Source organism: Aequorivita xiaoshiensis (assembly GCF_022008395.1).
Taxonomy (GTDB): domain Bacteria; phylum Bacteroidota; class Bacteroidia; order Flavobacteriales; family Flavobacteriaceae; genus Aequorivita; species Aequorivita xiaoshiensis.
The window spans coordinates 267,482-283,192 of sequence record NZ_JAIRBB010000001.1; the positions used below are offsets into that span (position 1 = coordinate 267,482).

13 protein-coding genes are annotated in these 15,711 nt (G+C 36.0%); 6 read left to right on the top strand and 7 right to left on the bottom strand.

The window, feature by feature from the left end:
- Positions 1 to 201: 201 nt before the first annotated feature.
- Complete coding sequence (locus K8344_RS01270) at positions 202 to 693, top strand: IPExxxVDY family protein (RefSeq protein WP_237606463.1); 492 nt, start codon at positions 202 to 204, stop codon at positions 691 to 693.
- Entirely contained in the window at positions 694 to 2,121 is a 1,428-nt protein-coding gene (pyk, locus tag K8344_RS01275; RefSeq protein ID WP_237606465.1) for a pyruvate kinase, read from the top strand.
- Positions 2,122 to 2,183: 62 nt separating this feature from the next.
- On the opposite strand, the gene K8344_RS01280 is transcribed toward pyk, so the two are convergent.
- Positions 2,184 to 2,945, bottom strand: a complete 762-nt coding sequence (locus tag K8344_RS01280) for an SH3 domain-containing protein (RefSeq protein ID WP_237606467.1) — start codon at positions 2,943 to 2,945, stop codon at positions 2,184 to 2,186.
- A gap of 48 nt (positions 2,946 to 2,993) precedes the next feature.
- A complete protein-coding gene (gene dinB / locus K8344_RS01285; RefSeq protein WP_237606468.1) occupies positions 2,994 to 4,097 on the bottom strand; it encodes a DNA polymerase IV in 1,104 nt (367 codons plus the stop codon).
- 57 nt (positions 4,098 to 4,154) lie between these two features.
- Between dinB and K8344_RS01290 the strand changes: the two genes are divergently transcribed.
- Both K8344_RS01290 and K8344_RS01295 read left to right on the top strand, forming a co-directional pair.
- Positions 4,155 to 4,796 (top strand): NAD(P)H-binding protein, encoded by a 642-nt coding sequence (locus K8344_RS01290; protein ID WP_237606469.1) that lies wholly within the window; start codon positions 4,155 to 4,157, stop codon positions 4,794 to 4,796.
- A gap of 85 nt (positions 4,797 to 4,881) precedes the next feature.
- Complete coding sequence (locus tag K8344_RS01295; protein WP_237606470.1) at positions 4,882 to 5,352, top strand: CYTH domain-containing protein; 471 nt, start codon at positions 4,882 to 4,884, stop codon at positions 5,350 to 5,352.
- 66 nt (positions 5,353 to 5,418) lie between these two features.
- On the opposite strand, the gene K8344_RS01300 is transcribed toward K8344_RS01295, so the two are convergent.
- The 4 genes from K8344_RS01300 to K8344_RS01315 are packed head-to-tail and all read right to left on the bottom strand — an operon-like array spanning position 5,419 to position 11,606.
- Positions 5,419 to 6,810, bottom strand: a complete 1,392-nt coding sequence (locus K8344_RS01300; RefSeq protein ID WP_237606471.1) for an efflux transporter outer membrane subunit — start codon at positions 6,808 to 6,810, stop codon at positions 5,419 to 5,421.
- Between the two features lie 13 nt (positions 6,811 to 6,823).
- Positions 6,824 to 9,967, bottom strand: a complete 3,144-nt coding sequence (locus K8344_RS01305; protein ID WP_237606472.1) for an efflux RND transporter permease subunit — start codon at positions 9,965 to 9,967, stop codon at positions 6,824 to 6,826.
- 9 nt (positions 9,968 to 9,976) lie between these two features.
- Entirely contained in the window at positions 9,977 to 11,107 is a 1,131-nt protein-coding gene (locus tag K8344_RS01310; protein WP_139853980.1) for an efflux RND transporter periplasmic adaptor subunit, read from the bottom strand.
- Positions 11,108 to 11,117: 10 nt separating this feature from the next.
- On the bottom strand, positions 11,118 to 11,606 hold the full coding sequence (locus K8344_RS01315; RefSeq protein WP_237606473.1) for a GbsR/MarR family transcriptional regulator: 489 nt from the start codon (positions 11,604 to 11,606) through the stop codon (positions 11,118 to 11,120).
- 212 nt (positions 11,607 to 11,818) lie between these two features.
- Here K8344_RS01315 and K8344_RS01320 point away from each other — a divergent pair, with 212 nt between their 5' ends.
- Together K8344_RS01320 and K8344_RS14185 are read left to right on the top strand one after the other, a co-directional pair.
- A complete protein-coding gene (locus K8344_RS01320) occupies positions 11,819 to 12,301 on the top strand; it encodes an NHL repeat-containing protein (RefSeq protein ID WP_237606475.1) in 483 nt (160 codons plus the stop codon).
- Positions 12,302 to 12,483: 182 nt separating this feature from the next.
- Positions 12,484 to 13,122 carry a T9SS type A sorting domain-containing protein gene (locus K8344_RS14185; RefSeq protein WP_338144582.1) on the top strand — a complete coding sequence of 213 codons (639 nt, stop codon included), beginning with the start codon at positions 12,484 to 12,486 and terminating at the stop codon, positions 13,120 to 13,122.
- Between the two features lie 125 nt (positions 13,123 to 13,247).
- Here the strand turns inward: K8344_RS14185 and pbpC are convergent, their stop codons facing one another.
- A complete protein-coding gene (gene pbpC, locus K8344_RS01330; protein ID WP_237606477.1) occupies positions 13,248 to 15,611 on the bottom strand; it encodes a penicillin-binding protein 1C in 2,364 nt (787 codons plus the stop codon).
- Positions 15,612 to 15,711: the final 100 nt, after the last annotated feature.

A 15,711-nucleotide genomic window follows, 5' to 3' on the forward strand; every position in this document is an offset into this window, starting at 1 on the left:
TTAGGATCTTCCTATTTATACACTTTTCGAATTTTTCTATAATTTGTTTTTAGACATTAAAAACTAATACATAATTTAATACTTCGCTGTACAAATAATAACATTGTATTTAAATAAAACAAGGTGTAACTTGCTTATTTTTGTACTTTAATAATCTATTTCTTTAGCAATACTCACTGCTAAACCAAAAATTCATAAAAAATGGCTACACACAAACTTTTATATGATGATGAAATGGAAGACCCTTTCTCATTAGTGGCCATACATTGCAGTGAAGAAGATTATAAACTAGCCTATTTGCTAAACCAATTTTTAAACACTAAGTTTAAAAGAAATAAAAAAGACTTAGATTTTTCATCGGATGGAAAAATAATCTTGTTTCCACTGTATGTTTATGAAGACTTAAAAGATTATAATACCTTTTATTTAGTAGCAAATAAGTGCAAAATGATGGAGGCGAGTTTACAAAGTTCTGGAGGCTTATTTTCTGAGTCAGTTTCAGAAAAAGCAACAACTCATTACTTATTACCAGAAATGAAAAATGTGGATTATTTTTTAAAAATTCAAACCGATTATGGAAATTTTTCTATTGAGTCTTTGATTTCAGAAATCAATAAAATAAAACAAATTATTTCGGCATATTTTGTAGAAACCGAAAAAATAAAATCTAAGAACAATTTAATTTTTGATTAAATGTCAAACCAAAAGAGAACTAAAATAGTTGCAACACTTGGTCCTGCAACAAATAGTGAAGAGACCATAAAAAGTATGATATTGGAGGGTGTGGATGTTTTTAGAATAAACTTCTCGCACGCAGATTACGATACCGTTAAGTCGAATATTGCAACAATTCGTAAACTTTCGGACGAATTAAGTCTCCATGTTGCCATTTTAGGTGACCTTCAAGGCCCTAAACTTCGTGTAGGTGTAATGAAAGAAGAGGTTGTCCTACAACCAGGAGATGAACTTAGTTTTTGTACTGGTGAAGAATTTGAAGGCACAAAGGAGAAAGTCTATATGAATTACGACAATTTTCCTAAGGATGTCCAAGTTGGAGAACGAGTACTACTTGACGATGGAAAACTTATTTTTGAAGTTTTAAAAACTAATAAAAAAAACGAAGTAAGGGTAAAGGTAGTGCAAGGTGGTCCCTTACGCTCTAAAAAGGGGGTGAATCTACCAAACACTAAACTCTCACTTCCTGCACTTACACCAAAAGACAAAACTGATGCTGTATTTGCAATAGAGCAAGAAGTAGACTGGATTGCCCTTTCTTTTGTACGTAATGCCGATGATTTAAAAGAACTTCAAGCCCTTATTGAAGCTCATTGCGATTATAAAATTCCAATTATCGCAAAAATTGAAAAGCCTGAAGCTGTTAAAAATATTGACCGAATTGTGGCTTATTGCGACGGTTTAATGGTTGCTCGCGGGGATTTAGGAGTAGAAGTTCCAGCTGAAGAAGTTCCGCTAATTCAAAAAGAATTGGTTTTAACTGCTAAGCGCGCACGAATTCCTGTTATTATCGCAACCCAAATGATGGAAACAATGATAACATCGTTAACACCCACACGTGCAGAAGTTAACGATGTTGCCAATTCTGTAATGGACGGTGCTGATGCGGTAATGCTATCTGGGGAGACTTCGGTAGGTAATTATCCCGTTGCAGTTATTAAAACAATGGCTAAAATTTTAAAGAGCGTAGAAAATTCCGATTTAATACGCGTACCACAAAATCCGCCACAAGTAAAAACTAACCGCTACATTACAAAATCTATTTGTTACCACGCAGCATTGATGGCAAACGAAATTGAAGCTAAAGCAATTTGTACACTTACAAATAGTGGGTACACGGCTTTTCAAATTTCAGCTTGGCGTCCCTCAGCGTTTATCTTAGCCTTTACTAGCAATAAACGTATTCTTGCTCGACTAAATCTTTTATGGGGCGTAAAAGCGTTCTATTACGATAAATATGTGAGTACCGATGAAACCGTGGAAGATGTAAACAGAATTGCTTCGGAAAAAGGATTTGTATCCAAAAAAGACTATTTAATTAACCTTGCGGCAATGCCTATTGTGGATAAAGGAATGGTAAATACATTGCGAATTTCGCAGGTATAAGGTTTATGATAACCGACAAAAAATGGTCTTCACGGACCATTTTTTGTTTATCTATTCATTTATTAATCGACAACTTCGATCTTTTCAATTTTCATTCCATTTGCTTCTTCAGTAATAGTTACCGTATACCCAAAACCAGTAGTTTTGTAGTTATACACTATTTTTTTTAGCTCATTTTCTTCACGCGAAATCACTAATTCGCTTATAATATCGGTTTTCTTTCTATTGTTGTTGTGTTGCGTTTCACTATTAGCACCCTTAGGATTTGGAAAGGCAAATACCCTTGGGATATTGAAAAGTTGCTGTGCATTAAAAAACCCTTCGTGCCACTTATTTGTAGGTAAAAGTACAGTCTCCGTATTTGTGGGCTTGCTTGCCGTTCCACCCGTAGTTTCAGAATAAGCCACTTTTGGGAAATCTTTTTTAAGTTCTTCGGCATAATTTTTCGCAACTGCATTTTCTCCAGGAGGATAAAACTTAGACATAAAGCCATTAAAAGCATATCCTTTTTTGTTGTTAAATTCAACCTCATCCATTGCACCATCTATCCCACCAACACTCATGGTTGTTTTCCCTTCGGCTTTTACAATTTTCACTTTTGTACCCAAAGGCATAACAGCCAATTTTGAACTTTGCAAATTTGGAAATTCACGCAGCGTCAACCCACTTACAGCAGTAACATACATATAATTTGGAGTGGTTTTTACCGGAATAGAATCGGTTAGGACAGTTTGGGTTTCTTCGTTGTTTTTGACATCACTTTTACAAGAAAATAATAATGCGAAACCTAAAAATGCGAAAATAGAGATAGCTACAGTCTTCATAATTTGGAGTTTTTAATTAGTATAAAGGTAAGTAGCTTTTTTACATACTTAAAATTCTAGTTTTAATTGCACATCAATCGATTCGTTTGAGACCGACTTTTTAATGGATATCTCATTGTTTAGGTTCGAAATTGAAATTCCCAACAATCGTACCGACTCTTTCATTTTTTCTTGAAATAACAATTCTTTAACTACTTCTAAAATTAATTCTTTAGACGATATAAACAACAGAACTGTTTTACTGCGAGTTTGTAATGTGAAATCGCTAAACTTAATTTTAAGGGTAATTGTTTTCCCAGCAAGTTTGCGTTTTAACATTCGCTCTTCCACCTCAGCTGCAATTTCTTCAAGGCGTTCCATCATAAAAATTTCTGATGATATATTTTCTGAAAATGTATGCTCGGCCGCTAATGATTTTTGTTTTCGGGTAGGCTTTACCATGCTGTTGTGTATACCTCGAACAACATTGTAATAATGTTTTCCGCTTTTTCCGAAGTGATGATTTAAATACTCCAAAGATTGATTTTTTAAATCCATACCGGTAAAAATCCCTAAACGATACATTTTCTCTTTTGTCACCTTCCCAACACCATAAAACTTTTTAACATCTAGCGTTTCTAAAAAAGGAATAACCTCTTCTGGACTTATTGTTTTCTGCCCATTTGGTTTGTTGATATCACTTGCTATTTTAGCTACAAACTTATTAACTGAGATTCCTGCAGAGGCATTTAACCCGGTCTTATCCTTAATTTTTTGACGAATTTCAGTCGCTATCATTGTAGCACTCGGGTTTCCTATTTTGTTTTCAGTAACATCAAGATATGCTTCATCTAAGGAAAGTGGTTCTACCAAATCGGTATACTCAAAAAATATTTTTCTAATTTGTTTTGAAACTTCTTTATAGCGATCGAAATTAGTGGTTACAAAAATGAGTTCCGGACATAATTTTTTTGCCGCCACACTACTCATTGCACTCCTAACTCCAAATTTTCGAGCTTCATAACTTGCTGCACTTACTACTCCTCGTTCCGAACTTCCTCCAACAGCAATTGCCTTGCCTCGCAACTCTGGATTATCCAATTGCTCTACAGATGCGTAAAATGCATCCATATCGATGTGAATTATTTTACGAACAATTAAAGACTCTTGCATAATGTAAATTTACTACCAACTAACAAGGTATTCAAAACTTGTAGGTATATTTATAGAATGAAAAAAACGGCTATTATTTTAGGAGCAACAGGGCTCACTGGAAGTATTTTACTAGAAAAACTTCTGAGGGACGATACATATGATAAAATTAAATTATTCTCTCGTAGTTCCGTGGGAATAAGTTCACCTAAAATCGAAGAGTATATTATAAATATGTTTCAGTTAGAAAATCATGCTGAAACCTTTAAAGCCGATGTTGTATTCTGTTGTATTGGAACCACAAAATCTAAAACGCCTAATAAAGATGTTTATAAAAAAATAGACTATGGGATTCCTGTTGCTGCTGCAAAACTTGCAAAACAAAACGAGATTAAAACGTTTATTGTTATTTCAGCATTAGGTGCCTCAGAAAGTAGTAGTGTTTTCTATAATAAGACTAAAGGAGAAATGCAACGTGATGTAATACTTCAGAAAATTGAAAACACATACATTTTACAACCTTCCTTAATTACTGGAAATAGAAATGAATTTCGGTTTGGAGAAAAGCTAGCAGAGGCTTTTATGAAGGTTTTTGGGTTTTTAATTCCTGCGAAATACAAAATGATAAAAGCCGAAACAATTGCTGAAGCCATGCGTATTTTATCAAAAGATGGTTATTCTGAAAAAATAATTACTTCTGAAAAAATAAAGAAATTGTAGGCTAAAAATGTCTGTTCGGGTGAAGTTGAGGACTATTAAGAGGTTTCGACTGCGCTCCACCTGACAACGTAATATAGAAATAAAGATGAGAGAAATAGAACGTAAATTCCTAATTACATCCGAAGCTTTTAAAAAAGAAGCTTATAAGCGCACTCGAATTGCACAAGGGTTTTTAAACACACACCCCGAACGTACTGTACGCATCCGATTAAAGGGAGATAACGGGTATATTACTATAAAAGGTAAATCAAATAAATCAGGATTATCTCGCTTTGAATGGGAAAAGCAAATTTCTTTAAATGAAGCTAAAGAATTACTTCTACTATGTGAAAGAGGTATAATTGAAAAAACTCGTTACGAAGTTTTAGTAGGGGATCACATTTTTGAAATCGATGAGTTTATGGGAGAAAATAAAGGGTTAATTATGGCTGAAGTAGAACTTAATTCAGAAGGTGAAGTTTTTACCAAACCTGAATGGTTAGGACAAGAAGTTACAGGCGATATTCGATATTACAACTCACAACTGAGTTTAAATCCTTTCAAAAACTGGAAATAAAAAAACTGCCCTAGCAATAAATACTAGGACAGTTAATCAACTAACCAACCAAATCAAAAAAAACTTTTATCTCCATCCACCACCAAGGGCTTCGTATAAATCTACAATGGCCTGTAAACGATTATTTTTTGCAGCTACTAAATCTAAACTCGAACCTAGTGCACGTTCTTGAGCGGTTAAAACCTCTAAGTAAGTGCCCATTCCATTATCTAATAATTCTTCTGAGTACTCAGTAGCTAAATTATAGGCTTCATTCTCACGTTCTTTAATCGAGATTTTTTCTGTTGCAGCCTCGATAGAATACATTGCATCAGAAACTTCCTTTCCAGCTGTAAGGAGTGCGTATTTAAAGTTTAACAAAGCTTGTTCTTGTCTTGCTTGTGAAACTTCGTATTGCGTCTTTATCTTACGCCCGTTAAAAATTGGCTGCGTTAATCCACCTACTACACTTGCAAATAATGAATTCACATTAAAAAGTTTATCGAGATCCAAACTTTGGAAACCACCGTTAGCACTTAATGTAAGTGAAGGATAAAAACTACTTCTTGCAACATTTGTAAGTTCAAAAGCATTTACCAAACCATATTCCGCAGCTATAACATCTGGTCTATTACTTAGCAATTGTGAAGGAACTCCAGTTTTTAGTGGAATTTCTATACTTTGATTATCTAAGGTACCTCTAGTGATTTGCTGAGGAGAACTTCCCAATAAAATAGATAAAGTATTTTCTACTAATCTACTTTGATTTTTGAGGTCTACCAATATAGCTTGAGCCGTATATAATTGAGCTTCCGTTTGTTTTACTCCTGCTTCATTACCAATACCTGCATCCTTAAGAGCAATAGTAGCTTCAACTCCTTCAGTTCGAGCACTAATTGTTTCTTCGGTTACTTTAATCTGTTCATCAATAGCTAAAAGTTGATAATATGTAGCTGCAATGTTTGCTACCAATCTGCTCTTTACTGCTTGGTGAGCCGCTACGGTTTGCAAATAAGTAGCATCAGAAGCACGCTTTGTACTTCTAATTTTTCCCCAAATATCTGCTTCCCATGAAAGTCCGCCAGATACCTCAAATTGATCTACCGAAGAACTTTGACCAGGAATTCTACTTGATTCTGAAAGTTCCTGATGTACAACTCTAGCAGTACCATTTAATGTTGGGAAATATCCTGCTTTACCTTGTTTTACATAAGCCTCTGCTATTGCAATTTGCTGCAATGCAATACGGATATCCATATTATTATTAAGCCCTTCTTCTATATAATCTTGAAGTATCGGATCTGTAAAAATCTCTTTCCAAGACACTGTTGCCATAGATAAACTATCCTGAGGCAAATTTTCAGTACGGAAATTATCAGATTCCACCACTGTTTCAGGTCTGCTGTATTCTTTCGCTACAAAACAAGATTGAAGCGTTAAGAAAACCATTGCAATTGCAATTCCTTTTAAAAATTTCATAGTACGATTTCTTTTATTTTTCATCTTGAACTTCAACTTCAAATGTATCTGGGGTTTTATTCATTTTATCTTGTATCCATTGGAAAAAGATATATAGAATAGGAATTACAAATACTCCGAAAATAGTTCCAATTAATAATCCACCTACTGCTCCTGTTCCAATTGCATTGTTCCCACGCGCTCCAATACCTGTAGCAAAAACTAACGGTAAAAGACCAACGATAAAGGCAAACGATGTCATCAAAATAGGTCTAAGTCTAGACTTCGCACCTTCAAATGCAGCAGTCATACGGGAAAGTCCTGTTCTACGTCTTTGAAGCGCGAATTCAACAATCAGAATCGCGTTTTTGGCTAATAATCCAATAAGCATTATAAGTGCAATTTGGAAGTAAACGTTGTTCTCCAATCCTGAAAACTTGGTAACTATATAGGCTCCAAAAACACCCACTGGCACAGAAAATATTACTGAGAATGGAATTAAGAAGCTTTCGTATTGTGCTGCTAGAATGAAATACACAAATAGTAAAACTAGAATAAAAATAAATGTAGTTTGACTACCTGCTGAAATCTCCTCACGCGTAAGTCCAGAGAAAGCTACAGTATATTCCTGAGGTAAGTTTTGACTTACTTCTTGAACTGCTTTAATAGCATCTCCGGAAGAGTAACCAGGCGCTGCTGCACCGTTCACACTTGCAGAGTTAAACAGGTTAAATCTAGTTACCGATTGAGGCCCATATACTCTTTCTAGCGTTATAAACTCCGTAATTGGAGCCATTTCACCTTGTGAGTTACGTACGAATATCTGATTCAAACTTTCAACAGACGTTCTATCTTCTGGTAATGCTTGTACAAATACGCGATACTGCTTTCCGTATCTAGAGAAATCGGCTGCATAGATACTTCCTATATATCCTTGTAGCGTTGTAAGAATTGAACTTACGCTAATCCCAGCTTCTTTAGCTTTAGAAATATCAACATCAATTTCGTATTGCGGATAATCTGTATTAAAAGATGACTGCGCATACATAATTTCTGGTCTCTGCATTAATTCTTGCAGATAGTTTTGGGTAGCAACACTTAAGTCGTTAAAACTTCCACCAGTTCTATCCAAAACTTTCATTTCAAAACCTGAAGAGATACCGAAACCTGGTACACTTGGAGGTTGGAAAAATAGAATATTCGCATCTGGAATAGTTGCAGCAACTCCGAAAAGTTTCCCAGTAATTGCTTCTACCGATCTATCATCATCTTCTCTTTCAGACCAATTATCTAATTTAATGAAACCAATCCCGTAGTTACTACCTGAACCACTAATAATACTAAATCCATTTACTAATGAGATATCTCTAATTCCAGGAATATCTTTAATTTTTTCTTGTAATTCTTTGGTAACTCCAACAGTTCTATCTAATGAAGCTCCAGCTGGAAGTTCCACGTTTGCGAAAATAAGCCCTCTATCCTCGTCAGGAACGAAACCTGTAGGAGTAGTGTTAGAGGCCCAAACAATACCTACTACACAAATAATTAAGAAAACAACACTAATCCATTTATGTCTATATAAAAATCCTAAGGATCTCATATATCTATCAGTTGTAACAGCAAATGCAGTGTTGAACTTGCTAAAGAAACGCCCTAATAGGTTTTTCTTTTTAACTTCTTCATCGTGAGTTTTAAGAAATATAGCACATAATGCAGGACTTAATGTCAATGCGTTTACTGCGGAAATCACAATGGCCACAATAAGGGTAACACCAAACTGTTCATAGAACACCCCAGTAGGTCCTGTAATAAATGTTACTGGAATAAATACTGCTGCCATTACTAAGGTAATTGAGATAATAGCCCCAGTAATTTCATTCATTGCTGAGTGAGTTGCCTTTAATGCTGTTTCTGCTCCTTCTTCAAGTTTAGCATGCACCGCTTCCACAACTACAATAGCATCATCCACTACAATTCCAATTGCTAGTACGAGTGCAAATAATGTTAACAGGTTTATTGAATACCCAAACATATTTAAGAAAAAGAAGGTACCTACAATAGAAACCGGTACAGCAATAGCAGGAATTAAAGTTGAACGGAAATCCTGTAAGAAAATAAACACTACCAAGAACACCAATAAAAAGGCTTCAATAAGTGTTGTTATTACTTTACTAATCGAAGCTTCCAAAAACTCGTTAGAGTCGAAGTTAACTATATGCTTAACTCCTTTTGGGAAGTCTTTCTCCATAACCTCAAACTTCTCATGCACAGTACGGATAATCTCCTGAGCATTAGAACCAGCTGTTTGATAAATAGCCATACTCACCCCTGGATTACCATTGGTGAATGATATAGAACCGTAGTTTTGAGCGTCTAACTCAACTTCAGCAACATCTTTAAGAGTAAGGAATTTTCCATTTCCTAACGACTTAATTACAATTTCTTCATATTGAGAAGCTTCTTTATATCTACCGCTATAGGTTAAAACATATTCAAAAGACTCTGCATTGTTTTGTCCTAAAGACCCTGCTGCAGCTTCTCTACTTTGCTCTCTAATAGCAGCAGTAATATCTGCTGGCTCTAGATTATAAGCAGCTAATTTTTCTGGTTTTAACCAAATACGCATTGCGTAATCTTTACCACCAAATACGTTTACGCCCCCAACTCCATTAATCCTTTTCAATTCTGGGAGTACATTAATATTTAAATAGTTTTGGATATAGGTACCATCATAATCTTCATTTTCAGAATAAACTGTAATAAACATTAAGGCACTGGTTTGTTGTTTCTGCGTAATTACCCCAGATTGAGTTACCTCTGATGGTAATAATGAAGTAGCACGTGCCACACGGTTTTGTACGTTTACCGCAGCAATGTCTGGATCTACGTCTTGGTCAAAAAACACGTTTATACTTGCACTACCGTTGTTACTCGCAGTTGAAGTGATGTAAGTCATCCCTTCTACCCCGTTAATCTGTTCCTCAATCGGAACAATTACACTCTCAAGTACTGTCGCAGCGTTCGCACCAGGATAGTTGGCAGAAACCTGTACCGTAGGTGGAGCAATTTCTGGATACTGAGTGGTAGGTAGCGTTGTAATACCTAAAACCCCCAATATTAATATGATAATGGAAACGACACTAGATAGAACAGGTCGTTCAATAAATTTCTTGATCATAGTTTCTTCTTATTTGAATACTTTTTCTAATCCTTTTGCAATACTGTCAAAATCTGCTGGCTGTGCTATAATTGGCGTTTGGTCTCTAAGCTTTCCAACTCCTTTTGCAACTACCTTATCACCTGGATTTATACCGTCTTTTACAATCACTAAGTTGTCTACACGATCTAAAATATTAATAGCACTTGTAGTAGCTAAAGTATCTCCTTGTACTTTATAAACGTATGTAATCCCTTGTCTTTCATATGTAGCAGATGCAGGAACAACTGTTGCATTTTCATATGTATTTGGAAGTTGAATTCTTCCACTGTAACCGCTAGAAAGCAATCTATTTGGATTGTCAAAAACAGCTCTAAATGAAACTGTACCCGTAGAAGGGTTTACTTGAGAATTAATGGTTTCTACAGTTCCCTCTTGATCATATAAAGTACCGTTAGCCAAAATCAAACGAACTTTAGGCAGATTCTTTATTTTATCTTCAAGCGTTTTTCCTTCGTTCTTTTCGATAAAATCTAAATAAGCTTTTTCATTTAATGAAAAGAATGCATATATCTTGTCTATATCCGCCACAGTTGTTAATGGCACTTGAGAAGATGGGCTTATTAAAGCACCTTCTCTAAAAGGAATAGAACCTACATAACCATCTACAGGGCTTTTAATAGTAGCATAACCAATATTTGCTGAGATAGAGTTATAAGCACTTTGTGCTTGCGCTAATTTAGCTTTGGCTGTTTCAAGTTGAACACCGCTTATAATGTTCTTCTCAACTAGTGGCTTTAGCTTATTTACTTCAACTTGAGCCGCGTTGACATTGGCTCTTGCTGCAGCCGCATCTTGGCTTAAAGATTGTGTTTCCAATCTAAAAAGTGTTTGCCCTTTTCTTACTTTTTGTCCTTCATCTACCAAAACATGAGTTATATAACCAGAAGTTTTAGCACGCACTTCACTATTAATTATACCTTCTAAACTTGTAGGATACGTAGCGTAAGCTGTAACGGTTTGTGAAGGAACTGTTACTACAGGAAATGGTAGTGCTTGTGGAGCTCTTTGGTTCTGACTTTGATCATTACCACAACTGGCAAAAAACAAGCAAAGCCCTACTAAACCAGGAAGCACATAAGTAAATTGTATTTTTTTCATTTTTGTATAATTAGTCGTTTTTATGGTTTTCAATTAGTTTTGTACGTAAGTTTATCATCATGCTAGAAGCCTGATTTAAATAGTTTAAATATTCATAGTGAAAGTTAAGGTCAAACTTCTCTTCTGAATCTTCTGGAAAACTTTTATTCATATCCGATTTGTAGTCAATGATCTCTAAATGAATATCACGTTCCTCATTCCAACTACTTATCATCTCATCCATAGACTGCACCCAAGCGTTTGGACTTAGAATAAAGTACTTTTTGCGATCACCAGTTTTGGTGTAATATGTAATTCGATGAGAAGCTTGCAAAGTAGTGAGATGAGTAAAAATTGTGCTTTTACTCGCTTTAAGTTCACATACTAAGTTTTCAAAAGTTTCACCTTTCTTACCTTTCAAAATTAGGCTAGCAAGTATTCGAGCCGCTAGAGGAGCTAATTGCTCCTTATGCTCCAAATGCACACCCATTCTTTCTATCAACTTATCTTTTTTACTCAAAATATTTTCTAATAAGGCTGCAAAGATATGATTGGTTCGTAAAATACCGAACTAAACAGAGTTTAAATTTTTGTTAAAGTTATTTTGAGTGAATTAACTACTATTTAGCAGTAATAAATAGCACAATTAATGTTACTCGAGCTATCGTGGTTCAACCAGATGGAAAAATTATTGTGGTTTGACAAGCTGGGGAACCATCAACTGACGTTGCAATGGCTGCGCGTTTTAATATAAACGGAGCAATCCACACTTCTTTTGGAGAGGATGGAAATGTACTTATGCCTATAGGTAGTATGAAATCATTCGCTACAGATGTAGCCCTTCAAGTAGATAGAAAAATCGTTATGAGCGGATACACTTGGGTTAATGTTACAGCTGATATTTTTGCACTTCGCCTAAACACCGATGGAACTTTCGACAACTCTTTTGGATCAAATGGAGTTGCACTTGTTGATAATGGATCTGATGTATCAGAGGCTGTAACGATACAAGATGATGGTAAAATATTGGTAGGTGGATATTCTAATGACAATTTCACAGTTGCCCGATTTAATACTGATGGCACCTTAGATTCCACATTCGGCTCTAATGGATGGTCCACTACAACTTTTCCTAATGCCCCAATTTATGTGAAAGATGTAAAAGTTCAAGACGATGGAAAAATTGTACTTGGTGGTTTTTTGATAAACAATTAAAACACTTTTGAATTGGAACTTGCTAGATAAACAGTGATGGTAGCATTGATAATAGCTTTGGAACTGATCGAATGGTTTCGTTCAATATTGGGAATGGAAACGATTTTGGTGAAGCGCTTGCTATACAACACGATGGAAAAATTCTTTTATGAGGACATAAGTGAATCAGTAATTTAGGACTTATACACAATTTAGCAGTTGTTCGTCTAAATGAAGACGGAACCTTTGACAATACTTATGGAGATAACGGTGTAACTACGGCTCGTTTAGAAGATGGTTCAGATTATTCAGAGGATATTGTTTTACAAGACGACGGAAAAGTAATCATTGCTGGATATTCTGTTCGTGAAACTGAATATAATCTTGCAATGGCACGTTTTGACACTAATGGAAAATTAGTCAGTACTTTCGGAGTTGATGGTATGGTAAGTACAGATTTCAATCAGCATGAAGATTACGGTACAGCAATCACACTTCAGCCAGACAGTAAAATTATCCTTGCTGGTTACTCTTATGCTCCAACAGGAGGTTCTGAAGTAATCGTTGTACGTTACGACAATGTAATTTTAGGTACTGAAGATTTTCAAAATGTTAAATTCAAATTATTTCCTAACCCAGCAAACAGCCAAATTACTGTTCAGTTAAGCGATGCTTCTACAAGCTACAAACTTGAAATCTACGACGTTTCAGGTAAAAAAGTTTACGCTTCAGAAATCCAAAATACAGCTAACATTAATGTTTCAGATTTTGCTTTTGGAGCATATTTAGTGAAACTAACTTCTAACAACAACTCAAGCGTTGTTAGATTTGTTAAGCAATAATATTTAAAAAGGATAGGACTAAAAGACGTAGGACATAAGACAGCGTAGATTTCAAAAAGGTTTTATTAATGTAAATCCATTTTGTCCTACGTCTTAAGTCCTATTTTCTTAAGTCCTTTTTTTATTTATTGAAGTGTTTTAATTTGGATCCCCTCTTTCAACTCATTTCCTTCACTATCCACAACTGTTAGAATATAATTTCCTGGTTTTGGGGAAATAGCCAACTCGTGAAACGTTTCCGTTTTCCCGATATATTCTGAATCTAAATACCAATAAACTATATTTTCTGATGATCGGTGCGCAAGCTTAAAAATTACTTCGTTCACATTTTCATCAAAATTCTTCGGAAGCAACACTGTTTCATTTTTCTTTGGATATATAAAAGCCATCAACTTTTCACCATCCTGTCTACAATTAGGCGCAAAAGGTGGCAAAGGATGATATTCTGGATGAAGAGACGCGTAAAAATGTTCCATAACCGGCGGTAGCACAAACCAATTCTTTTGAACCATTTCTGAAAGGGAATAACACGAAGAATTAACCCGATAATTTTTCGAAGCATTTAAAAATACGGTTTGATGGTACGGACAAGTTTCGGTTCTTGCACCGTTTGTTGGAATCCATTCCGTTATTATTTCGTCGCAAAAAAGTCCAGCGAGATGACCGCTTTTTGCACAAATCTCAACCTCAACTAATTCATCATACGGAATATTAAACCATCCGCTTTGTGGCAAAACATTCAAAACATCAAACAAAATGGGAGCTGCAGCTTGAATTCCAGTTAAACCCGGTCGTCCTTCGCCATCGGCATTTCCAACCCAAATGCCTATTGCGTATTTTGGCGTAACCCCAACGGCCCACGCGTCTTTAAAGCCGTAACTGGTTCCTGTTTTCCACGCAAGTGGTTGACTGCTTGTAAAAAACTCCCAATTTTCTTCACCGCTCGGACGGTTCACCTTTTGCATTGCACCGAAGGTTTCATAAATTGCTCCCGCATTCCAAACCGAAGGATTTTGCTGAATTTTTCCGAAGTCGATTTCCTCGTGATTTTTCACATAAACGGGTTCCACAAATTCATTTTTTCGGTATTCGCTGGAAGAAGTGTTGAAGAAATTTAAAGTTGAAGCCATCCCCGCATACGCTTTTGTAATATCCCATAAGCTGCTTTCCGCGCCGCCCAAAATCATAGACAAACCATAATAATCTGCAGGTTTATCGACTGACTTTTGATTCATTTTTCCAAGAATATTATAGAACCGCTGTAAACCGAAATCGCGTAACATCCGCACCGCTGGAATATTTAGCGAACGAGAAAGAGCAACGCTAGCGGGCACGGCGCCGTTAAATTGCTTGTCAAAATTTTCAGGTGTATATCCATTCACTGAAGTAGGAACATCAGCCACCAAAGTATTCGGAAGAATCTCCCCAGCATCTAGCATTGAAGCAAAAAGAAAAGGCTTTAGAATACTCCCCGTGCTTCGCGGTTTTTCAATAACATCTACATAGTTATTGTGTTCTTTCGTTGTAGGTGAATTCCCCACATACCCCAAAACTTCGCGTGTATTTACATCCATCACCAAGACCGAAATATTGTGAATTTGATTCTGACTCAACAAAAAATGGTGCTCTTTCACAATATTATTTAGCTTTTGTTGAAGTGAAAAATCAATGGTTGTTTCAATGCGTTTTCCTGGATGCTCTTTTCGAATTTTTTCAGTTAAATGAGGTGCATATTCCGGCAAAGACAACGGTTTTCCGGGTAGGTTTTCATCCAAAGCCAATTGATACGTGGTTTCATCAATCACTCCATTTTTGAAAAGTTTCAATAATAAAGCATCTCTTTTCTTCTTTAAAATTTCTTCGTTTTTCCCGGGAAAAATAAGTGAGGGCGCATTTGGAAGTACCGCTAAAGCAGCAGATTGCCCCCAACTCAATTCGCTCGCAGGAATCCCGAAATAGCGCCAGGACGCAGTTTCCAATCCAACCACATTTCCGCCGAAAGGCGCGTACGAAGCATATAAATTCAAAATTGATTTTTTCTTAAAACCTGCTTCCAAACGCGTGGCTTGAAAAATTTCAATTAATTTTTCAAAATAAGTTCTTTCTGTATTTTGTCGGGAAAGACGGATAACTTGTTGGGTAATTGTACTCCCGCCGCGACGGGAATCGGTAGTAAGATTATTCCAAAGTGCTTTTGAAATTGAAACCGGATTAAAGCCGGGATGCCAATAAAAATGCTCATCTTCAAAGTAGAGAATACATTTTTCAAACCGTTCCGGCACCGAATCCATTTGTGGAAATCGCCATTGGCCATCGTCTGCAATTCGTGCGCCCAGCATTTGCCCGCTGCTGCTTTCGGCTACGGTTGCGGTGGGAACCTCAAATAATGGCGAGGGAAGGCAGAAGAGCCAAACCACGAATAAAACTAGCGCGATACTGAGTTTTATTTTGTGAGTTTTAAAATGCTTTTTTAAAGTTGTTCTTTTCAATTTAACTCCTAAAATCAATTATGTAGACTAATGTCAGTCTGAGCTTGTCGAAGACCCGTGTGTTGCGCTTCGACAAGCTCAGCGTGACATTTATATTTCA

Excerpts from the sequence above, each read along its gene's own strand:
- K8344_RS01270 (WP_237606463.1), top strand. The coding sequence starts at position 202 with ATGGCTACACACAAACTTTTATATGATGATGAAATGGAAGACCCTTTC.
- pyk (WP_237606465.1), top strand. The coding sequence starts at position 694 with ATGTCAAACCAAAAGAGAACTAAAATAGTTGCAACACTTGGTCCTGCA.
- K8344_RS01280 (WP_237606467.1), bottom strand. The coding sequence starts at position 2,945 with ATGAAGACTGTAGCTATCTCTATTTTCGCATTTTTAGGTTTCGCATTA.
- dinB (WP_237606468.1), bottom strand. The coding sequence starts at position 4,097 with ATGCAAGAGTCTTTAATTGTTCGTAAAATAATTCACATCGATATGGAT.
- K8344_RS01290 (WP_237606469.1), top strand. The coding sequence starts at position 4,155 with ATGAAAAAAACGGCTATTATTTTAGGAGCAACAGGGCTCACTGGAAGT.
- K8344_RS01295 (WP_237606470.1), top strand. The coding sequence starts at position 4,882 with ATGAGAGAAATAGAACGTAAATTCCTAATTACATCCGAAGCTTTTAAA.
- K8344_RS01300 (WP_237606471.1), bottom strand. The coding sequence starts at position 6,810 with ATGAAATTTTTAAAAGGAATTGCAATTGCAATGGTTTTCTTAACGCTT.
- K8344_RS01305 (WP_237606472.1), bottom strand. The coding sequence starts at position 9,967 with ATGATCAAGAAATTTATTGAACGACCTGTTCTATCTAGTGTCGTTTCC.
- K8344_RS01310 (WP_139853980.1), bottom strand. The coding sequence starts at position 11,107 with ATGAAAAAAATACAATTTACTTATGTGCTTCCTGGTTTAGTAGGGCTT.
- K8344_RS01320 (WP_237606475.1), top strand. The coding sequence starts at position 11,819 with ATGGCTGCGCGTTTTAATATAAACGGAGCAATCCACACTTCTTTTGGA.